Annotated in this window: 20 protein-coding genes and 1 riboswitch; of the genes, 13 read left to right on the forward strand and 7 right to left on the reverse strand. The window is 38.3% G+C overall.

Features of this window, described 5'->3' with window-relative positions:
- The first annotated feature begins 13 nt into the window (after positions 1-13).
- From opp3b to OS139_RS07540, 5 genes are read left to right on the forward strand one after another with little or no spacing between them, the layout of a single operon-like run.
- On the forward strand, positions 14-955 hold the full coding sequence (opp3b, locus tag OS139_RS07520) for an oligopeptide ABC transporter permease (RefSeq protein WP_002293573.1): 942 nt from the start codon (positions 14-16) through the stop codon (positions 953-955).
- Positions 956-1999 (forward strand): ABC transporter permease, encoded by a 1044-nt coding sequence (locus OS139_RS07525; protein ID WP_002293994.1) that lies wholly within the window; start codon positions 956-958, stop codon positions 1997-1999. It begins immediately after the preceding gene.
- Positions 2000-2004: 5 nt separating this feature from the next.
- A complete protein-coding gene (locus OS139_RS07530; RefSeq protein ID WP_002289332.1) occupies positions 2005-3075 on the forward strand; it encodes an ABC transporter ATP-binding protein in 1071 nt (356 codons plus the stop codon).
- Positions 3065-4018 carry an ABC transporter ATP-binding protein gene (locus OS139_RS07535; RefSeq protein WP_002289330.1) on the forward strand — a complete coding sequence of 318 codons (954 nt, stop codon included), beginning with the start codon at positions 3065-3067 and terminating at the stop codon, positions 4016-4018. The genes OS139_RS07530 and OS139_RS07535 overlap by 11 nt, the downstream gene beginning before the upstream one ends.
- An 11-nt stretch (positions 4019-4029) precedes the next feature.
- Entirely contained in the window at positions 4030-5040 is a 1011-nt protein-coding gene (locus OS139_RS07540; protein WP_002332154.1) for an RNA-guided endonuclease TnpB family protein, read from the forward strand.
- Between the two features lie 284 nt (positions 5041-5324).
- Here the strand turns inward: OS139_RS07540 and OS139_RS07545 are convergent, their stop codons facing one another.
- Positions 5325-6146, reverse strand: coding sequence for an NUDIX domain-containing protein (locus OS139_RS07545; protein ID WP_002293995.1), 822 nt, complete (start codon positions 6144-6146; stop codon positions 5325-5327).
- Between the two features lie 96 nt (positions 6147-6242).
- Positions 6243-6521 (reverse strand): hypothetical protein, encoded by a 279-nt coding sequence (locus tag OS139_RS07550; protein ID WP_002289337.1) that lies wholly within the window; start codon positions 6519-6521, stop codon positions 6243-6245.
- 267 nt (positions 6522-6788) lie between these two features.
- On the opposite strand from OS139_RS07550, the gene metG reads away from it, so the two are divergent.
- Positions 6789-8798 carry a methionine--tRNA ligase gene (gene metG, locus OS139_RS07555; RefSeq protein WP_002289325.1) on the forward strand — a complete coding sequence of 670 codons (2010 nt, stop codon included), beginning with the start codon at positions 6789-6791 and terminating at the stop codon, positions 8796-8798.
- 478 nt (positions 8799-9276) lie between these two features.
- On the opposite strand, the gene OS139_RS07560 is transcribed toward metG, so the two are convergent.
- A complete protein-coding gene (locus OS139_RS07560) occupies positions 9277-9864 on the reverse strand; it encodes a hypothetical protein (protein WP_002325419.1) in 588 nt (195 codons plus the stop codon).
- 174 nt (positions 9865-10038) lie between these two features.
- On the opposite strand from OS139_RS07560, the gene OS139_RS07565 reads away from it, so the two are divergent.
- The 5 genes from OS139_RS07565 (at position 10039) to OS139_RS07585 (ending at position 14919) form a co-directional block, all read left to right on the forward strand.
- Positions 10039-11361 (forward strand): APC family permease, encoded by a 1323-nt coding sequence (locus OS139_RS07565; RefSeq protein ID WP_025476807.1) that lies wholly within the window; start codon positions 10039-10041, stop codon positions 11359-11361.
- A gap of 154 nt (positions 11362-11515) precedes the next feature.
- Entirely contained in the window at positions 11516-12292 is a 777-nt protein-coding gene (locus OS139_RS07570) for a TatD family hydrolase (protein WP_002294001.1), read from the forward strand.
- Entirely contained in the window at positions 12285-12854 is a 570-nt protein-coding gene (gene rnmV / locus OS139_RS07575) for a ribonuclease M5 (RefSeq protein ID WP_002307251.1), read from the forward strand. The genes OS139_RS07570 and rnmV overlap by 8 nt, the downstream gene beginning before the upstream one ends.
- Positions 12847-13731 carry a 16S rRNA (adenine(1518)-N(6)/adenine(1519)-N(6))-dimethyltransferase RsmA gene (gene rsmA / locus OS139_RS07580; RefSeq protein ID WP_002332151.1) on the forward strand — a complete coding sequence of 295 codons (885 nt, stop codon included), beginning with the start codon at positions 12847-12849 and terminating at the stop codon, positions 13729-13731. The genes rnmV and rsmA overlap by 8 nt, the downstream gene beginning before the upstream one ends.
- A 558-nt stretch (positions 13732-14289) precedes the next feature.
- Positions 14290-14919: a hypothetical protein gene (locus OS139_RS07585; protein WP_002294011.1), complete on the forward strand. Its 630-nt coding sequence runs from the start codon at positions 14290-14292 to the stop codon at positions 14917-14919.
- A 121-nt stretch (positions 14920-15040) separates the two neighbouring features.
- Here OS139_RS07585 and OS139_RS07590 read toward each other — a convergent pair whose 3' ends face one another.
- Positions 15041-16150 carry an ABC transporter ATP-binding protein gene (locus tag OS139_RS07590; RefSeq protein WP_002307252.1) on the reverse strand — a complete coding sequence of 370 codons (1110 nt, stop codon included), beginning with the start codon at positions 16148-16150 and terminating at the stop codon, positions 15041-15043.
- 208 nt (positions 16151-16358) lie between these two features.
- Here OS139_RS07590 and mgsA point away from each other — a divergent pair, with 208 nt between their 5' ends.
- Together mgsA and OS139_RS07600 are read left to right on the forward strand one after the other, a co-directional pair.
- Positions 16359-16781 carry a methylglyoxal synthase gene (gene mgsA / locus OS139_RS07595; protein ID WP_002291069.1) on the forward strand — a complete coding sequence of 141 codons (423 nt, stop codon included), beginning with the start codon at positions 16359-16361 and terminating at the stop codon, positions 16779-16781.
- 186 nt (positions 16782-16967) lie between these two features.
- Positions 16968-17066, forward strand: a riboswitch (THF riboswitch).
- A gap of 37 nt (positions 17067-17103) precedes the next feature.
- Entirely contained in the window at positions 17104-17640 is a 537-nt protein-coding gene (locus OS139_RS07600) for a folate family ECF transporter S component (RefSeq protein ID WP_002289509.1), read from the forward strand.
- Positions 17641-17679: 39 nt separating this feature from the next.
- Here OS139_RS07600 and OS139_RS07605 read toward each other — a convergent pair whose 3' ends face one another.
- The 3 genes from OS139_RS07605 to OS139_RS07615 form a co-directional block, all read right to left on the reverse strand.
- Positions 17680-19443, reverse strand: coding sequence for an ABC transporter ATP-binding protein (locus OS139_RS07605; RefSeq protein ID WP_002289511.1), 1764 nt, complete (start codon positions 19441-19443; stop codon positions 17680-17682).
- 2 nt (positions 19444-19445) lie between these two features.
- Positions 19446-21161, reverse strand: coding sequence for an ABC transporter ATP-binding protein (locus OS139_RS07610; RefSeq protein WP_002294013.1), 1716 nt, complete (start codon positions 21159-21161; stop codon positions 19446-19448).
- Positions 21162-21938: 777 nt separating this feature from the next.
- Positions 21939-22163, reverse strand: coding sequence for a hypothetical protein (locus tag OS139_RS07615; protein WP_002332150.1), 225 nt, complete (start codon positions 22161-22163; stop codon positions 21939-21941).
- Between the last annotated feature and the right edge of the window lie 11 nt (positions 22164-22174).

Genomic DNA, 22174 nt, shown 5'->3' on the forward strand with positions numbered 1-22174 from the left:
GGGGGAAACATTAGTGAATAGTTATATCAAATATGTATTAAAACGTGTCTTTTTCATGATCATCACGCTTTGGTTAATTGCAACAATCACCTTTTTCTTGATGCAATTGCTGCCGGGCACGCCATATACGAATCAGGAACGTTTGAGTCCTGAAACAATCGAGATGCTAAATAAACAAGTCGGTTTGGATAAACCAGTTATCGTACAATATGGGATTTATCTTTCTAATTTGCTTCAAGGAGATTTTGGAATTTCCTTCCAATTTAAAAACCAGCCAGTCGCACATTTGTTAGCTGGAAGAATCGGACCATCCTTGCAATTAGGATTACAGGCAATTATCTTTGGAACAGTCCTAGGAACGATTTTAGGAACGATCTCTGCCATGAAGCAAAATACATGGGCAGATACATCTTCTACACTCGTAGCGATATTAGGTCGTTCCATTCCAAACTTTGTATTTGCTGTTTTATTACAATATATCTTTGCAATCAAATTACAAGTTTTGCCAATCGCAAAATGGGATGGCTTTGTGTACACAATCTTACCAACAATTGCGTTGGCCATGTCACCGCTTGCTGACTCTGCTCGGTTTATCCGTACGGAAATGGTGGAAGTACTGCATAGTGATTATGTGGAATTAGCAAAAGCAAAAGGATTGAGCCGTTGGGAAATCGCCTTTAAACATGGTCTTCGAAATAGTTTGATTCCATTGATGACTTTATTAGGACCGTTAGCTGTAGCATTGATGACCGGATCACTGGTGGTAGAAAATATCTTTGCTATTCCTGGTATCGGGGAACAATTCGTTAAGTCAATTACAACAAATGATTATCCTACGATCATGGCTGTAACGATCCTTTACTCATTTATGCTGATTTTTGTTATTTTGATCGTGGATCTGTTGTACGGTCTAGTTGATCCAAGAATTCGTGTTTCAGAAGGGAGCCGAGGATAAATGGAAATGATACCAAAGCGTTATGAAACAGTCGCAGATATCCCTGCGGATGAGTTTCTTCCATTACAAAAAAATACCGAAGAAGAACGTGAACAGATTACTGCACCTTCTTTGAATTTTATCCAAGATTCATGGCGCCGTTTAAAGAAAAACAAAGCTGCCGTTATTTCAATGGTTTTACTATTGGTCATCATTTTGATCTCTGTGATCACAATCTTTGTTTCTCCTCATGATCCAACTGCCCAAAACGTGGCTTATATCAATTTGCCTCCTCGTATTCCGGGAATCAATATCGATGGATTGAATGGAAAAGCAATGGTCGGTGGTGAACTTGTTGATAAATATGCTCAAGCAAACGTCCCTTCAAACGTAAATTTCTTTTTAGGAACAGATGGTTTGGGACGTGATGTATTAAGCCGCTTATTTATGGGAACGAGAATCTCGTTGCTGATCGCATTTATTGCTGCATTACTAGATGTAACGATTGGTGTAGCTTACGGGTTGGTTTCTGGTTTGTTAGGCGGACGTGTCGATAACGTGATGCAACGTTTTTTGGAAATCTTATCAGGAATTCCAAACCTCGTTGTCATGATTTTGATGTTGGTCGTTTTTGAACCAGGAATTTTTTCAATCGTGGCTGCTATGGCCATCACAAACTGGATACCAATGGCACGTATCGTTCGTGCACAAACAATGAAATTAAAAGATCAAGAATATGTTTTAGCTGGATTGACGTTAGGTGAATCAAGAATGAAAATTGCATTCAAACATATTTTGCCGAATATCTCTAGTGTCATTATTATTCAAATGATGTTTAGTATTCCATCTGCTATTTTCTTCGAAGCCTTTTTAAGCTTTATCGGTTTAGGTCTTACGCCTCCGTCAGCTTCATTAGGAACGATGTTGAGCGAAGGGTACAAGACATTCCTGTATCTGCCTTATCTATTATGGATTCCGGCAGTAACTTTATCGGTTATCATGATTGGCTTTAACTTACTTGCTGATGGATTGCGTGATGCCTTTGATCCTAAAATGAAAGAGTGAAGACGATGACGAAAATTTTAGAAGTGAAAGACTTAGAAATCTCTTTTGATACGTATGCTGGAAAGGTACGAGCGATTCGCGGTGTCAATTTTCATTTGAATAAAGGAGAAACATTGGCGATCGTTGGGGAATCTGGAAGTGGAAAATCAGTGACGACCAGAAGCATCATGCGCTTGCTGTCAAGCAACGCCAATATAGATGCTGGTCAAATCCTCTTTAAAGGTAACGATATCGTTGGAAAATCAGAAAGAGAGATGCAAAAAATCCGTGGTAAAGAAATAGCGATGATTTTCCAAGATCCAATGACCTCTTTAGATCCGACGATGCCCATTGGGAAGCAAGTCGCTGAGTCCCTTAGAAAGCATAATAAAGTTTCAAAAAAAGAGGGACAAAAAGCTGCATTAGAATTGCTTAAATTAGTTGGAATACCCGAAGCTGAGAAACGTATCAACAGTTATCCGCATCAGTTCTCAGGAGGTCAGCGTCAACGGATCGTGATCGCGATTGCACTGGTATGTTATCCGGAAATCCTGATTGCTGATGAACCTACAACAGCGCTTGATGTGACTATTCAAGCACAGATTTTGGAGCTGCTGAAAGAAATTCAGACAAAAATCGATACATCAATTATCTTTATCACTCATGACCTTGGTGTAGTAGCGAATGTCGCTGATCGTGTCGCTGTCATGTATGGAGGAAGAATCGTTGAAGTTGGAACATCGGAAGAAATTTTCTACAACCCGCAACATCCCTATACTTGGGGACTGCTTGGTTCAATGCCGACATTAGATAGTGCGAACGATCGATTGTATGCTATTCCTGGTTCTCCACCGGATTTATTGAACCCGCCAAAAGGAGACGCATTCTATCCAAGAAATGAATTCGCGATGAAAATCGATGCAGAACAAGAACCACCATTTTTTGAACTATCAAAAACACACAAGGCAGCAACTTGGCTACTTGCTCCACAGGCACCCAAAGTGACACCGCCAGAAGAAATCCAACGTCGCTGGGCTATCTTTAAAGAGAAACAAAAACATACTTACGGTCAAGGAGGAATTGCTGATGCCAAATAAACTACTTGAAGTTAAAGGACTGAAACAGTATTTCAATGTAGGAAAAAAGAATGAAGTACATGCTGTAAATGACATCAGCTTTCACATCTATGAAGGAGAAACATTCGGTTTAGTTGGAGAATCTGGAAGCGGAAAATCCACTACTGGCCGTACGATCATTCGTTTGAATGAACCTACTGATGGTGAGATATTATTCGACGGTCAAGATATAACGAAGATCAAAGATAAAAAAGGTTTGACGAAATTCCGGCATGATGTTCAGATGATTTTCCAAGATCCATATGCTTCGTTGAATCCTCGGATGAAAGTCAGAGATATTATCGCCGAAGGAATTGATGTTAATGGACTAGCTAAATCATCTGAAGAGCGTGCAAAAAAAGTCGATGATCTATTGAGAACTGTTGGATTGAATCCAAGTCACGGTACTCGTTATCCTCATGAATTTTCAGGTGGGCAACGCCAGCGTATTGGTATTGCACGAGCATTGGCAGTAAAACCGCGTTTTATCATTTGTGATGAACCAATTTCTGCACTAGATGTGTCGATCCAAGCCCAAGTGGTCAATTTGTTGCAAGATCTCCAAAAAGAACATCAATTGACCTATCTATTTATTGCACATGATTTGTCGATGGTTAAACATATTAGTGACCGAATCGGTGTAATGCATAACGGCTTGTTATTAGAGATGGGAACAAGTGATGAAATCTATAATCACGGTGTCCATCCTTATACAGAAAGTTTGTTATCTGCTATTCCTCTACCAGATCCAGACCATGAGAGAAAACGCAGAAGAATCAAATATCAACCTGAACCAGATGACGGACAAGTACGTCAACTTCGTGAAATCGCACCAGAACATTTTGTCTATGCAACTGAGCAGGAAGTCCCATATTACGCAAAAAAACTAAAACGACAAAAGGAATCTCTTCTGGTTGCTAACTAGGAGGGACATAGATGCTAAAAGCTTTTAAATTCCGTATGTATCCGACAGAAGAACAAAAACAGCAATTGATTCGTACTTTTGGATGTGCTCGATTTACCTATAACCATTTGCTGAAAAAGCGGCAGAAAAGTTGGCAACAAACAGGAGTGGCCGATTTTTCGCTCACACCCGCTACATTAAAAAAAGAATACCCATTCTTAAAAGAAGTAGACAGTCTTGCTTTAGCAAATGCACAGCTTAATTTGGAACGGGCTTTTCGCAATTATTTCAAGGGACGTGCCAGCTTCCCAAAGCTTAAAACGAAAAAAAGTATGTGGCAATCTTATACGACCAACAACCAAACCCGTACGATCTATCTGGAAAATGGCTACTTAAAGTTACCAAAACAAAAAGAACTAATCAAGATAAATCAGCATCGGCCAGTTGAAGGATCGATTCGCTCCGCTACGATTTCTGCTCGATATAATGAAGAATTTTATGTCGCACTACTTTGTGATGTTTCGCCAGTAAAAAAAGAATCTTTAGCTAAATGGATCGGGATCGCCTATCATCCGAAGACATTGATCCAAACATCTCGACCTCTAGAAGTAACTTTACCAAAATTTCACCAAACAGAAGAAAAGCTGCAACATGCACAGCGGAAATTGAATGTGAAAGTCCGCTCCGCTCACCATAGAAAGACAAGGTTAGATCAGGCAAGCAATTATCAGAAACAAAAGAGAAAAGTAATGGATCTTTATCTGAAACAAAAGAACCAGCGAGAAGATTATCTTGAACAATTATCTGGGAAATTGGTCAAACAATATGACTACTTATTTGTAGAATCTTTTCCAAAAGAAGAAGCACATGCTGATTTTTCTATTCATGACTGGCATAAATTAATAACAAAATTGCGTTATAAGTCCCAATGGTATAATAAAAAATTTCTTTTGATCAATACCGACGGAGCAGAAGAAAGCAATTCCGTAAGAAAGAGCCAAGTAGTAGAAGAAATGGGCAGACATTCGCTTATCAAGGGATAAAAAATGAATGAAACTGATAGGAGCGTTAGGGTTCGCCTTGTTAATAAAAAGTCTTAATGACTTTTGTTTCTAGGAATTTTTCTTTTGAAGAAAAGCTCACTAATTATGACAAACCAATAAAACAATAGCAGAAAAAGTTCGTACGAGCTTTTTCTGCTATTGTTAATTTTTTATTCAGAAAGTTTACGAATACATCAAAATTCTGAAACAAAAAACGTAACTCACAAAGAGTTGTTTTTGCGTTTTTTCTTGAATGATTAGGTCTGAATCTTTTGTTCACAACCTTATTCATGGTGCCCCGGCTTGAGCTGATAGATTTTTGAAGGACGGCCGATTCCTACAGGACGTTCACCGATCTCATCGAAATATTGGAGCATAGCTTTCTTAAAATTGGAATGATCGATCGTTTTATAATCGATCCCTAAGAATTTAGCAAATACTTTTCGAGCTTCCGTAATCGTGAAATCTTTACCTAAAACTTGTAGAACTTGCGGCTCGTGTTCCATTTTATTGACTACACGGTTGAATGCTTTCAAGATGATTTGACTATGGTCAAAAGCCAAAGTATCTTTGCCAGAAGACTCTCCAGTGACTAAGTCAAGCGAGATAGCAACTTCTCCGCTAGATAAATGGATCTTGTTACTATGACGTTCTAGTGTGAACCAGCGTACTTCCTTGGCATCATCTCCGGCGATTAGCGGTTCTTCTCCAATAAAGGCTAAGTAGCTGACTGTGACGACCCAGCCTCGCGGATCTCGATTAGGCGTACTGAATGTATGCAGTTGCTCAATATTTTCTTTTGAAATAACCACACCAGTTTCTTCCTTTGTTTCTCTTAAGACGCTTTCTCCAGTTGACTCATCCTTTTGGACAAAGCCACCAGGCAATGCCCATGAATTTCGATAAGGATGCCCTTTTCTTTGGATCAACAAAACTTTCAGCTGATCTTCTTCTTTGTTATAGCACATCAGTACGATATCGACAGTCAAAGAGGGCTTGTCATATTCTGGACGTTCCTGTTTTTGATACCAGTTAAGAAATTCTTCTTCACTAGCTTCATGTTCATAATATAATTTTTCTTCTTCTTTAGAAGCAAAACGGTTCATCTGACCACCTCCATTGACAGTAAAAGTACTTTTTACCTTATTGTAGCAGACTCTGAAAAAAAACCAAGGATTTACTTGAAAAATCTAGGTTATCATTTAAATATGAAAAATAAATGGAAGTATGAGATTGAATAAAAAGAAAAGCAGATAAAACGGCAATACTTTATACCGCTCTTCACGAATGGCAAAGAAGCCACAAATAACGATATATACGTCAATGATAAAACGCAAAATCCAAGCTGCTGTCATAAAACTGTTCAAATGCCCATGGAGGTTAAAATAACCATACATACGAATATAAAAATAGCTGAATATTAAATGTGCTAATGAAAGAAAAGCAATACTAAGTGTAAAAAAAAGATGTTTCTTCTGCATGATTGTTCCAGTCCCTTACTAAGATAGATAGTCTTTATTATACCACGTGTGAGGGGAGAAATAAAAAGCCGTTTTTTAGTAGATATGAAACAAAACAAAAACCCGCATTTATTCAACCTATTCATCCTTTTAAAGGATAGATTGAACGTAGATAGAAGTCGTTTATCCAGTCTTTTTCATTTTGAAAAAAAGCTAACAGCATGCTTTTTTTATGGTATACTAGCAAGGAAACGAATTCGCATCATGCGATAAAGGAGGAAGAGCCCCGTGGCAGAAAAGGAAACTTTTTATATCACTACGCCAATCTATTATCCAAGCGGCAAACTTCATATCGGCAACTCGTATACTACGATTGCATGTGACGCAATTGCTCGTTATAAACGGTTGATGGGCTTTGATGTGTTTTATCTCACTGGAGTGGATGAACATGGTCAAAAAATCGAAACAAAAGCAGAAGAACTAGGTGTAAAACCGCAAGAATATGTAGATAAAATGGCGGCTGATGTCAAGAAATTATGGAAAACGCTTGATATCAGTTATGATAAATTCATTCGAACGACAGATGATTACCATAAAGCAGCTGTTCAAAAAATATTTGATCGTTTATTAGAACAGGGAGATATTTACTTAGGTGAATATGAAGGTTGGTACTCTGTTTCTGACGAAGAATTCTTTACAGAAACACAACTTGCAGAAGTGTACAAAGATGACGAAGGTAATGTGATCGGTGGTAAAGCGCCAAGTGGACACGAAGTAGAATTGGTAAAAGAAGAATCATACTTCTTCCGCATGAGCAAATACGCAGACCGTCTGTTGGAATACTATGAAGAACATCCCGAATTCATCCAGCCAGAATCTCGTAAAAACGAAATGATCAACAACTTTATCAAACCAGGATTAGAAGATCTTGCAGTTTCAAGAACAACCTTTACTTGGGGGGTACCAGTCAAGAGTGATCCGAAACATGTGGTGTATGTATGGATCGATGCATTATCCAATTATATTACTGCACTAGGATATGGCTCCGAAGATGAAAGTCTATTCGAAAAATACTGGCCTGCAGATGTTCAGATGGTCGGTAAAGAAATCGTTCGCTTTCATACGATCTATTGGCCAATCATGCTGATGGCTCTTGATTTGCCTCTACCTAAAAAAGTATTTGGGCATGGCTGGTTATTGATGAAAGACGGAAAAATGTCTAAATCAAAAGGAAATGTCGTTTATCCTGAAATGCTTGTGGAACGTTATGGTTTAGATGCACTCCGTTATTATTTGCTTCGTGCTGTGCCATTTGGGTCAGATGGCGTCTTTACGCCAGAAGATTTTGTTTCCCGTGTCAATTATGATCTGGCAAATGATCTAGGGAACTTATTGAATCGAACGATTGCTATGATCAACAAATATTGTGATGGACTCGTTCCTGACTATGCCTCACTTGTCACTCCATTTGACAGTGAACTGTCTACGACGGCTGCTAACGTTGTCGGACGTTACCATGATGCAATGGAAAAAATGGAATTCAATACAGCGTTGGCTGAAATCTGGGTGCTGATTTCTCGTGCAAATAAATACATTGATGAAACAGAACCATGGGTATTAGCAAAAGACGAAGAAAAGAAAGCTGAATTGAATAGTGTCATGATCCATTTAGCTGAATCTTTGCGTATCGCAGCGATATTACTTCAGCCAATCATGACAGAAACGCCAGAGAAGATCTTCAATCAACTAGGATTGGACTCTGAAACAATGAATCTTGAAGGATTACACTTTGGCGAATTTCCTTCAGGAACAAAAGTAGTTGCAAAAGGTACACCAATCTTCCCACGTTTAGATATGGAAGAAGAAGTTGCTTTTATTCAAGAAAAAATGTCTGAAGGTACTCAAACAAACGAAGATACAGTCAAATGGGATCCAGAAGAAACAGAACTTGTTTCAACGAAAGAAAAACAAATCAAATTTGATGTATTTGAAAAAGTAGAACTAAAAGTAGCAGAAGTCATCAACTGTCAAAAAGTAGAAGGGGCAGATAAGTTGCTGCAATTCCGACTAGATGCTGGAGACAGCCAAGACCGTCAAATCTTGTCAGGAATCGCTGAATTTTATCCTGATCCAAGCGAATTGATCGGGAAAAAAGTCGTCATTGTAGCAAATCTGAAACCACGAAAGATGCGTGGACAAATCAGTCAAGGAATGATCCTTTCTGCAGAAGCACCAGATGGCTCTTTACAAGTGATCGAAGCACCAAAATCCATGCCAAATGGCTCAGAAATCGCATAGAAATTCAAAGGGGGTATGACACTAGTTGTGTCATACCCCCTTTTTCCGAAATTTGAGAAGCAATTTTCGTAAATTCCTTCTTATTACTTGAAGCCAATCATATAATACAGAAACAGAGAACTATCCAAAATAAATCCTAGAAAAAGAAGTACGAGCTTCGCTGATTTTTGTTAATTTAGAATAATACTAATAGGAATCGTAAAAACAGAAAAAAAGCATAATGATAAAGGGTCGGACAGATTTTAATTGATTCATCTGGTACTCTTTTTTATTGTCCTTACATTCATAAAGTTTGAATGCAATGACTTTGTTACATCTATATTTATATCTAACAGTAGCGTTGATGTGTTAATTCTAAGTTCTATCACTTTATGTTCAATTAGTTTGTGCTCTTATATGTGTGATTGAAAATATAGATAAAAAAACAATCATCGGTTTTGACTTCGATGATTGTTTTCTTTATTTTGTAAAAATCCTATCACTTGATTTTATGGTAACCTTTTATTTTTGTCTTCAAACGGCTTGGTAAGAGAGCAGTAAGCAGTGCAAATGGGATCGAAAAGACATACCAGAAAATCGTACGTCCGATACCATAATGTTGATAGAGCTTTGTCAACATCACGTGTAACAAGATCAACCCTAAAAGCAAGGAGCCAGCTATAAACCAATGATTATCCCAATGCATGACTTCACTAAGTGCCATCACTCCAAAAGGATAGAAATAAAAATAGATCCCGACTAAGGTCATCCGCCAGTTCTTTGTAAATGTTCCGATATTCAATAAAAAGAAAATCGCTGAAAGCAAAATACCGATAGGCGGAAAAAGCCCAACCAAAAAGGAATACAACATCCCCCACAAGATCATCACAGGACCTTTGATCAATGCAACGATTGCGATGAACAAAGTCAGCAATATTAGTTTTTGTGATAACGTTGCAACAGTCATTAATCCAAATAAAATTAATGTGAACCAATGCCAACGGGACTGCTGTTGTTCTTTACGGGAAAAATCGACCCGGTTGGATAAATAATCTGCTAATTTCGGATAAGAACGCTTAAAATCCATAAACTGTTCCTCCTTCGTGGAAAAGGTAGGTTTAGTATACGAAAAATAAAAAAGAAATACATCCGTCTTAAGAGGGAGTTTTTCACTGAAAGTGGAGAAAAAAGAATGGTAAATTAAAATATTCTCAGTTATACTGAAAATTATACCAAATTTCAAAGAAGAAAGAGGATGGGAATGAAAGGCAAACTAAAACGAGAAATCAATCTGTTTGGCGCATTAGCTACCGTTATGGGAACCGTGATCGGTGCAGGCGTCTTCTTCAAAACTGCTGCTGTTACTGCTAGTACTCAGTCTACAAGTTTGACATTGCTAGCTTGGCTTTTGGGTGGTTTCTTAACGATCTGTGCTGGATTGACAGTGGCTGAATTAGCTACAGCAATCCCGGAAACTGGTGGAGCTGTAAAATATATTGAAGCTGCGTATGGAAAATTGCCCAGCTTTTTATTAGGATGGGCGCAAAGCTTGATTTACTTTCCTGCTAATATTGCTGCATTATCGATTATCTTTGCGACACAATTGACGAACTTATTACAATTATCTACCGATTATCTTTTGTTGATTGCAGTGATCACCGCTGTTTCTGTGACAGGGTTGAATTTGTTAGGGACAAAAGTCGGTGCTTCTGTACAATCAGTGACGTTGATTATTAAATTAATACCAATTGCTGTGATTGTCATATGGGGATTATTGACCCCAGGACAAGGAACTGTCCAGTTATTTCCAATCGAAGCTGGAAAAGATGTTACTTTTGTCGAAGGATTGAGCAGTGCGTTGTTAGCAACGTTATTTGCTTATGACGGCTGGTTAGGTGTCGGTGCAATGGCAGGGGAAATGAAACGGCCGGAAAAAGATTTGCCTAAAGCAATTATTCTTGGTTTGAGTTTTGTAACAGTCGTTTATCTATTGATCAATTTTGTTTTTTTGAAAACTTTGCCGATTGATCATCTTGCCGGTAATTTGAATGCAGCTTCTGAAGCATCAGACGTCATTTTTGGGGGAATCGGTGGAAAGCTGGTCACTATTGGGATCTTGATCTCGGTATACGGTGCATTGAACGGTTATACACTAACTGGGATCCGCGTGCCTTATGCGATGGCTTTAGAAGACGAGCTACCTTTCAGTAAACAGCTGACAAAGCTTTCAAAGAAGTTTACGGTTCCTTATGTTCCTGCGATTTTCCAGTTAGCAGTAGCTTGTATTATGATGAGCCTTGGTTCTTTCGACTTTTTAACAGACATGTTGATTTTTGTGATGTGGCTATTCAGTTTACTGATTTTTATCGGTGTCTTTATTTTAAGAAAAAAAGCGCCGGAATTGCCACGTCCATATAAAGTACCACTTTATCCAATCGTTCCGATTATTGCGATTCTCGGCGCTATTTTCATTTTAGGTATGACGATGATGACGCAAACTAAATTAGCATTGATCGGTATAGGTGTTACCTTGATAGGTATCCCAGTCTATTATCAAAAAAAGAAAAAACGCTCAGAAGAGTAAAATATTTCAACAACAGACAGAAAAAGTACGAACTAGGTCCTCTAGATCTTCGTGCTTTTTCTATTTCAATAAAACAAGTTCTTCTATTTTGATTTTTGCTACTTCTGCAAGTAGTGCTTATGTGCTAAAGTAAGAATGAAAAGGAGAGATAAACATGATATTTGATTCTCATACCCATTTAAATGCTGAACAGTTCAATGAAGATATTCCAGAAACGATTCAGCGAGCACAAGAAATGGGGGTAACGAAAATGGCGGTCGTGGGCTTCGATACGCCAACGATTGAAAAGTCTTTGCAATTAAGCCATGACTATCCAAATATATACAGTATTATCGGCTGGCATCCGACAGAGGCTGGCAGTTATACGAAAGAAATCGAAAATAAATTACAAGAACAATTGACTTTACCAAAGGTTGTAGCATTAGGGGAAATTGGCTTGGATTATCATTGGATGGAAGACCCGAAAGAAGTCCAAGATAAAGTATTTCGCAGACAGATTGCTATCGCAAAAGAAATGAACCTACCAATCAGTATTCATACTAGAGAAGCACTTGAAGACACGTATCAAATCTTAAAAGAAGAAGATGTTCGAGATATCGGTGGAATCATGCATAGTTTCAGTGGTGATTATGAATGGGCAAAACGGTTTCTTGACTTAGGGATGCATATTTCATTTAGCGGTGTCGTCACTTTCAAAAAAGCATTAGACGTCCAAGAGGCTGCAGCAAATGTACCAATCGAACGATTACTTGTGGAAACAGATGCCCCTTATCTGGCACCAGTTCCTTTTAGAGGAAAGCGAAATGAACCAGGCTATACTCGTTATACAGTAGAAAAGATTGCTGAACTTCGGAATCTTCCGACAGAAGAAGTGGCTGCCCAAACATGGACAAATGCGCACCGATTATTTGGTCTAAGCGAACATGGATAAGATGAAGATCCAAGAGATTATAGTCGTTGAAGGAAAAGACGATACAAGAAGGCTGCGGGAAGTAGTTGATGCAGATACGATAGAAACAATAGGGTCTGCAATCAATGAAGAGATCCTGATGCAAATTGAACATGCCCAAGAGACTCGTGGAGTGATCGTTTTTACCGATCCTGATTTTTCAGGAGAAAAAATAAGAAAAATCATTATGGAAGCTGTTCCTCAGGCAAAACATGCTTTTTTGCCGCGCACACAAGCTAAACCAAAGAAAAAGGGAAGCCTTGGTGTCGAGCATGCAAGTGATGCTGCTATTTTAGAAGCATTGAAAAAGGTCGTGACGCCAGACATTTACCAAACGGCTGTTTCTGAAATCACTAGACAAGACCTTTTAGACTATGGTTTAATAGCTGGGGCACAAGCAAAAGAAAAACGAGAAAAACTAGGTGACGAGTTGCGCATCGGTTACACGAACGGCAAACAATTGGAAAAACGTTTGAAGATGTTTCGTATTACGCCGAAAGAACTCGCCCAAGCAATGAAAATAGTGGAGGAACAACATGAGTGAATATCGTGAAATTGCGACACCCTCTAGAACAAAAGAGATTTTATTGAAACATGGTTTTTCATTTAAAAAAAGTTTAGGACAAAATTTTCTGACTGAACCAAATATTTTAAGGAAAATCGTAGAAACTGCGCAAATAGATGAACATACGAACGTGATCGAAGTTGGACCAGGAATCGGTGCATTGACGGAACAATTAGCCAAGCATGCAAAACAAGTCGTAGCATTTGAGATCGATGATCGTTTGATCCCTGTATTGGCTGATACGATGCAACCCTATGACAATGTGACTATTGTACATCAAGATATTTTAAAGACCGATTTGTCAACAGCTGTTAGAGAAACATTTCATGAGGAGCTTCCGTTAAAAGTCGTAGCGAATTTACCTTACTATATTACGACACCGATCATGATGCATTTTCTTGAATCAGATTTGGTTGTGGATGAACTAGTCGTCATGATGCAAAAAGAAGTAGCTGATCGTATCTCTGCTGAACCAGGAACGAAAGCTTATGGTTCATTATCGATTGCTGTTCAATATTATATGGAAGCCAGTTTAGCATTCATCGTACCAAAAACAGTATTTGTCCCTCAGCCAAATGTAGATTCAGCGATTTTGAAACTGACAAGAAGAGATATACCGGCAGTCGAAGTGACAGACGAAAAAGCATTTTTCCGATTGACAAAAGCGGCATTTCAACAAAGAAGAAAAACGCTTTGGAATAACTTGCAGCATTCGTATGGCAAAGATGACCAGACAAAAGCATGGTTAGCAAAAAGCTTGGAAACAGCTGGAATCGATCCAAAACGTCGTGGGGAGACTTTGTCATTACAAGAATTCGCCGCATTAAGCAATGCGATGTCAGAAGATATGCAGTAAAAAAAGAGGTTGTGACAGAAGTGATCAGCTTCAAGAAATAAGAAGAAATTTACGAAAATTGCTTCTCAAATTTTTGTAAAATTTCGGCTTATTTTTCGAAGAAGCTACTTCTGGAACACTGTGAATCAGAGGTTATGAAAAAGCTGTCCTGCATCAAGTAATAAGAACAACCAAACAAAAATAGTTCCTCATATTTTGCCGTTTTTTGAGCTAATACCGAGGGTCAGCTGATTGAACACCGTTTAAGAAAGAGGTTGTGGGCCTGCCGTTTAACTCTAAGTCACAAGGAACAATTTCAAAAAACAGCTTCTCATGTTTTTGAGTTAGTTGGTCTTATTACTTGATGCAAGCTCTTGACCACTATTATGCCGAACAAGGAGACGTGACACAAATGTTGTCGCGTCTCCTATTTTTGTCTCTTGATCAAAAATTCTTATACCTGATACGCATACTCATCTTACGCGGATTTAGAGAAGAATATGTGTCTTGACAGTTATTGGCAAGTGAGTTATACTAAGTCGACATTTATGTGTCAAGACATATCAAGGGAGAGAGAAAATGAGAAAAAATTCAGTTCGAAAACTAACGATTTCTGCTTTATTGATTGGGATGGGGGTCATTATCCCAATGGTCATGCCTAAAATCATGATTCCACCAGCTTCCTTTACTTTGGCGTCTCATGTGCCATTATTTATTGCGATGTTTTTTACACCAGGAGTTGCAGTGGCTGTTGCGCTAGGTACGACATTTGGTTTCTTTTTAACAACGCCGGTTATCATCGCATTGCGAGCATTGTCACATCTTGTGTTTGCGTTGATTGGGGCTTGGTACTTGCAAAAGCATCCGAGTATCGTTTTAAAAAATGGACAGTTTACTTTTGCTAATTGGCGTTTCCAAGGGTTCAATTTTGTGATCGGTGTGATTCATTCTTTAGCAGAAATGCTAGTAGTCAGCATCTTTTACTTTATTGGTAATATGCCTGAAACATATTATTCTCAAGGATATTTTTATACAGTATTCATCTTGATGGGGATTGGTGGGCTCATCCACAGTTTAGTTGATTATAATATTGCTTATTTTATAGCAGGAACACTCAGCAAATATTTTGATATCCCCGTATTTACGGCAGCAAAAAAAGAAAATCGGAAAGAGTCGATTCAAGGGTACGCGAAGAAAACGACATATTAGACATGATCTCTCAAAAAAAACTCTCATCTAGTAATGGATAATAAATCCTCTAAGATGAGAGTTTTTTGTCCTAAAAAGAGCTGCACCAACATCTTCTGGCACAGCTCTAACAGGGGGCAATTTATGGAAGTTTGATGACTTGTTCTGTTTCTTTATCAAAGAAGTGGCCCTTGCTGATGTTGAAAGCAAGGTCGACTATTTCGCCTGGTTTATGGAAATCTCTTGCATCTACTTTTGAGATGAACTCAGTAGAACCAGTTTTTGTGTAAAGCATCGTTTCAGCTCCAAGTAATTCGGAAACGACAACTTCTGATTTGACTACGGCTTCAGGTGAAGCTTCAAGGGCTACTTGTTCACTGTGGATGTCTTCTGGACGAATACCGAAGATAACTTCTTTTCCTTCATAACTTTTTTCAACTAATACTTTGTTTTTCCCTTCAGGAATACGAAGCTTAAGCCCATGTCCATCTGTGATAACACCATTTTTCAATGTCACATTAAAGAAATTCATGGCAGGAGATCCAATAAAGCCGGCAACGAACATATTGACGGGTGTATCATAAACTTCTTTCGGTGTACCGATTTGTTGGATAAATCCGTCTTTCATGATAACGATTCGGTCAGCCATAGTCATTGCTTCTGTCTGATCGTGAGTAACATAGATGGTCGTTGTTTCAAGACGCTGGTGAAGTTTGGCAATCTCAGCACGCATGGCTACACGTAATTTAGCATCTAAATTTGATAATGGCTCATCCATTAAGAAGACTTTTGCATCCCGAACGATTGCCCGTCCCAATGCCACACGTTGGCGTTGTCCACCAGATAAAGCAGCTGGTTTTCGTTTCAAGTATTCTGTCAGACCTAAGATCTCTGCTGCATTGTCCACACGTTTTTTGATGTCTGCTTTATCATATTTACGTAATTTCAAGCCAAAAGCCATATTATCAAAAACAGTCATATGAGGATACAATGCGTAGTTTTGGAAAACCATGGCAATATCACGGTCTTTAGGTGCCACGTCATTCATGACTTTTCCGCCGATATTTAGTTCTCCTTCAGAGATATCTTCCAGTCCCGCGATCATTCGCAAAGTAGTTGACTTTCCACAACCGGAAGGACCAACAAAAACGATAAATTCACGGTCTTTGATTGATAGATTAAAATCAGTTACAGAATAATTTTCTGCATTGTCATATTTTTTATATACGTTTTTCAGAGCCATTTCTACCATAATACGTTCCACACTTTCTTTTTTAGTTTTATTAACTATTTAAAGTATAAATGAAAGCGTTAACTAACTTCAATGTCATGTTGAACAAGAATTTTTTCTTTTTTTTGTCAATGTGCTAGTTTTAAGCTTTAATAAATATCCATAAGAAATAAAAACTGATACACTGGAGTAAATAAGTATGTTAACAATATCAAAAGGAGTGTCTCTTATGAAAATCGCTTTGATCGCTCATGACCGAAAAAAACCTATGATGGTGAAATTAGCAACAGCGTATAAAACAATATTGGAAAAACATGAACTTTTTGCTACCGGGACGACTGGGCAGAGGATCACGGAAGCAACCGGCTTGCCGATCCATCGGTTTAAATCCGGACCGTTAGGCGGGGATCAGCAAATTGGAGCCATGATTTCGGAGGATCAGTTAGATTTGGTGATTTTTCTTCGAGACCCGCTGGCTGCACAGCCCCATGAACCAGATGTAACAGCACTTATCCGTTTATCTGATGTCTATGAGATTCCGTTAGCTACGAATATCGGAACAGCTGAGGTGCTACTAAGAGGACTGGAAGCCGGCTTCCTAGATTTTCGAAGAATCGTCCATGAAATAGACAAGCGTCCACTTTCATTTTGATGGATAAGCGTATGGAAAAATAACGTTTAATGTTCGCCTATATGTAGCTATAAAAGCTAAACAAACTGATAATATGCGATATAATACGAACGTATTGGATAATATAAACAATAATATTAGTTTTTCGTATTTGCAGTAAATGTGAAAATATGCTATAGTTTCTGTGGGAAAAGATCCCAAAAATAATACAGAGTAGAAAATAAAGCGTTAAGTGCTAAGAGGATGGGATGTTGCCTCTTGGACGAAGGACGTAATGTTCGCGGTTTTATTTTCGCATTCGCTGCATGATACGATGTAGCAGCTCTTAAAGGAGATGCTAAAAATGAAGAAACACCGGTTAGACGCACGTATGATTGCTATTATGGGCTTATTGATTGCATTGATGGTCACTTTGTCCCGACTGGTAGCAATCGAGACCCCATTTATTAAAATCAGTGTCACATTTATTCCACAAGTGATCATGGGCATTCTTTTTGGTCCTTTTTGGTCAGGGATAGGCGCAGTTTTAGCTGATTTAGTAGGAATGGCCCTCTTCTCGAAATCTGCATTCTTTATTGGATTTACATTGAATGCATTTATTGAAGGAGCAATCTACGGATTCTTTTTCTATCGAAAAGAGATCACTTGGAAAAATGCCATTCTGGCTACGCTTAGTGTCACGCTGATCATCAACTTATTTTTGACACCATTATGGCTTGCGTTGATGTACCATGTGCCATTGTTCAGCTGGGTCGTTTGGGCGCCCCGCCTGTTAAAAACAGTAATATGGTTACCGATTCAATCAATTGCCATTTATTACGTAGGACGTAGTATTCCTTACAAAAAAATTTTAAGAAGTTTAGCGATCCACGCTAAATAAAAAACAAGCAGTCTTCCCATCCCAGAAGACTGCTTGTTTTTATTGTGCTGTGAATTGTGCTTGATAGAGCCGTCGGTAATAACCATCTTTTTGAAGCAGCTCATCATGGGTGCCCATTTCGACAATAGCTCCCTGATCCATCACTAATATCTGGTCCGCATTTTTGATTGTGGACAGGCGATGGGCAATCACAAAACTGGTTTTTCCTTCCATCATTGCTAAGAAGGCTTGTTGGATTTTTTTCTCTGTCAATGTATCGACTGAGCTGGTAGCTTCATCTAAGATCAACATAGGGGGATTACTGATCATCGTTCGAGCAATCGTCAACAGTTGGCGTTGTCCATCTGATATCTTTAACCCTTGACCGCCAATCTTAGTATCTAATTTTTCCGGCAAACGTTCTACAAATTCATACATGTAAGAGGCTTTTAGGGCATCATTGATTTCTGCGTCACTTGCTTCCGGATTTCCAAAACGAAGATTTTCTCGCAATGTACTGTCAAATAGCCAAGTATCTTGTAACACCATTCCAAAACTTTTACGTAATGTATCACGTTGGATAGAGCGGATGTCATGGTCATCGACTGTAATTGTTCCTTTTGTTGTGTCATAAAAACGCATCAGCAAATTAACAAGTGTGGATTTTCCGGCCCCTGTTTTTCCTACTATAGCAATGGTTTGACCTGGATAAGCAGTAAAATTGAAATCTTCGATCAAACGCTGTTTGGGGTCATAAGAAAAAGAAACATGATCAAAAGAGACTTTTCCTTTGATATTTTTGGGTTCCAAGGCATAGGCATCTGGCAAATCAGGCTTTTCTTCTGGCTGATCGATCAAATCAAATGCTCGTTCTAGACCAGAAAAAGCGGTTTGCAGTTGTGTCGTGATTCCAGAAAGTTCGATAAATGGTTTAGAAAACTGACTTGAGTAGATCGTAAAGCTGGAAATCACACCAACAGTGATTGACGAACCACTCTTCAATGCCAATAGGCCGCCAACTAAACCAATCGATAAATAAGCAAGGTGATCTACAAAACGAGAAGACGGGTTTGTCAAGGAAGAAGAAAATTGTGCCCGTTGTCCTTTTTCATAAAGATCAGCATTTAGCAGTTCAAATTGCTGTTGACTAGCTTCTTCTTGCTGAAAAGCTTTCACGATTTTCTGGTTACCGATTCGTTCGGTCACAAAGCCCGAGATATCCCCAATAATCCTTTGCTGTCTATCGAAATTTGTTTGTGAAGCACGAGCAACGATCCAACTCACAAGGAAAATAATTGGTGTAGAACAAAGAACGACCAATGTCAGAAGTGGACTTAGACGCATCATAAAAATAAACGAAAGAATGATGATTGCCACTCCAGAAAATAATTGATTGAAGGCCGCAGAAATTGCAATGGAAATATTGTCCATATCATTTGTAAATCGACTGACGATATTTCCGTGTGAGTTTTGATCATAATAACGAAGTGGCAATCGATTCAGATGAGCAAATGCATCTTTTCTTAATTTTGCAACGGATAAGTAAGCTAACCGATTGCTTAACACTTGGATGAGCCATTGACTGACTACGTTGATTAAAACGATACCACCGAATAGAATAAGTAAATGGAACAATCGATTGAAGCGGACCTGTCCTTCTCCAATCATTTGATCGATACTTTGACCAATTTGTAACGTCATCACAACTGTTGCAATCCCATTGATGATTCCTAGTATCACAGCTAGCCAAATGTCTTTTGCATAGGCAGTAAGGTAAGGAATGAATCGGCGGAGCGTCTGCAAGGATAATTTTTTTACTTTCATAACTATTCTTCCTCCTGTGATGCGACGATTTCCTGATATTCTGCTGATTGAGCAAGTAATTCTTCATGGGTACCCTGAGCAGCAATCTTACCTTGATCCATCACTAAGATATGATGTGCTTCTTGAATAGAGCGGACACGTTGGGAGATAATAATCACTGTACTGCCAAGATAAGTCTGTAGCGCCTTACGCAAATCCAAGTCTGTTTGATAATCCAACGCACTTAAAGAGTCATCTAAAATCAGTAATGCTGGCTTGGCAATCAAAGCTCTTGCAATCGTCAGTCGCTGTTTTTGTCCGCCAGAGAAATTTTTCCCATTTTCCATGACTTTTGTATCTAAACCATTTGGAAGCTGACGGACAAATTCTTCTGCCTGAGCGATTTTCAGAGCTTCCCAACATTCTTTTTCTGTGGCGTCTTTCTTACCCCATTGAAGGTTTTCACGAATAGTCCCGGTAAATAGTACAGAAGTTTGGGGAACAAGAGCAATTTGCTGACGGAGATGATCCAGCTGCCAAGAACGAACATCCATTCCGTCCATTATAACTGTACCGGAACTGACATCATAGAAACGGGGAATCAATTGTGTCAAAGTCGTTTTCCCGCTTCCGGTTGGACCAATGATTCCAAGGACTGTATTTCGCTTCAGCTGAAATGTAATATTTTGGAGAGAAAGACCAGAATCAGGAGTATAACGGAAGTCAACATGGTCAAAAGCGATAATTGCTTCAGAAGAAAAATCGGGAGTAGTACTGACCTCAGCTTCAAGAATCGAATTTTCTGTGTCTAGCACCTCTTTCACCCGATTTCCTGAAGCTTCGGCACGTGTGAAGATCACGACGAGGTTTGAAACAACGATCAGTGCCAAAAGCATTTGATTCATATAATTGATCAAAGCAAGAACTTGTCCTTGTTGCAAGCTACCAATATTTACTTTGATCCCGCCAACTGTCAGCAAACAGATGATCCCGACATTCATGATCAAGGTTGTAGCAGGTGATAATAGGGCAGAGATATTGGAAACACGTAAATAATTGTTCGCTAGATCATTTGTGCTTTTATCGAACTTCTCTGTTTCTTTTTTTGTCTGCGCAAATGCGCGGATGACACGAACACCGCTAAGATTCTGACTAACATGTTCATTGAGCTGATCTAGTTTTTCTTGCACTTTTTGGTAGAGAGGAACGGTTTTTTTGATGATAAAAAATAAAATGATTGAGAAAATAGGCAATAATGCTAAGAAAAACAGACCTACTTCCCAGTCGATCACAAAAGCCATGACCACTGACCCGATACTTAAAAACGGTGCTCTGATCAATAAACGAATGACCATTGCTAAAGCTAGCTGAAGCTGATTGATGTCGTTTGTCATTCGGGTGATCAAGGTATCTGTTCCAAAATGATTCAACTCGTTGTGAGAGAAAGTATTGATTTTTTTGATTAGCTGATTACGTAACTCTGTACCAAATCCTTGTGAAGCTACTGAAGCATAGTATTGGCAAATGATAGCACAAATCAGACCAATCACAGACATAGCGACCATCCATAAGCCCATTTCAATGATTTTTCCTCGGTCATTCATTTTTAGTCCATTATCGATCAAGGAAGCCATCATTAAAGGCAGGACAAGTTCGAAGACAGCTTCAAGAAATTTGAAGAACGGGCCCAAAATGATTTGCTTACGATAGTCTTTTGCATAACGTAATAACTGAATCATATGATTCCTCCTATTATTTATTTGTCCACAATTGAAAAAACAAGTACTACCACATTGTAGCTTAGGAAATTTAGAATGAAAAGAGAACAAGCCTTTTCATAAATGAAAGTTTTATTATGAAGAAGCTTTAGAAAGTGAATAGACTATTTTTTTTAAAAAAAGAAAATGAGAAAACATGCCAGTCTCTTCATTCATAGGAACGTCTATTTTACTTAATTTTTCTATAAATGAATTCTGCATAAAAAATATATCAAGTAAATGTTTATAGACGAAACTCTATTTACTTCTTTTTTAATTTGTTCTTGCAATCTTTTTTGCTACGTAATTTTTGTAAAAAAGTGGGTTGAGAGAAATCTAATTGATTTTCAAAGAAGGAGTATGAAAATGAGAAAAATATTTATTCGTTTATTGTGGGTACTATCTTAGAGGAATAAATAATAGTGGAGAAAACTATGGTTTGGCGCAGATTCTATCAGGTTTGATGGAACGAAGACAACCTCCCGACATCAAGTCAAAAGCTACTTGAGATTTTGATCTGAAAATAAAAAAAGAAAACAAGGTAGGAACATCAATGTTTCTACCTTGTTTTCGTAATCAATGGGAAAAAACTAAGAGTGGTGTACGTAATCAATAAAAAGGATGGTGACAACAGTACCTCTTTACTCTCTGAAAGCATCATAACTCGTTTTTCCTCATTATGCCAATAAATTGTTGTTATACCACATATAAGGATTTGTAATAGCTAAAAACAGACAGGAAAGTTGAAATCTGTGAATCTTATTTTGTATGGAAGGATTTATAGAACGCAAAAATCAAGATAAAGATGAATAAAAATCCTGTTTCGGCTATATATTGCGTATCTACGCCAATAAAACGAGTTTGTTCTGTCATAGCCATATAAAGCAAAGGCAAAAATACAACTACAGCGAGATAAGATCCGATGATTTCTCGAAAAGTTTTCCAGGAAGTATGTTTCCTGTTTTTATATTTATTCGATTTCATTGAATAGTCAT

It is taken from the genome of Enterococcus sp. E4-223 (genome assembly GCF_035727065.1).
Classification (GTDB): domain Bacteria; phylum Bacillota; class Bacilli; order Lactobacillales; family Enterococcaceae; genus Enterococcus_B; species Enterococcus_B faecium.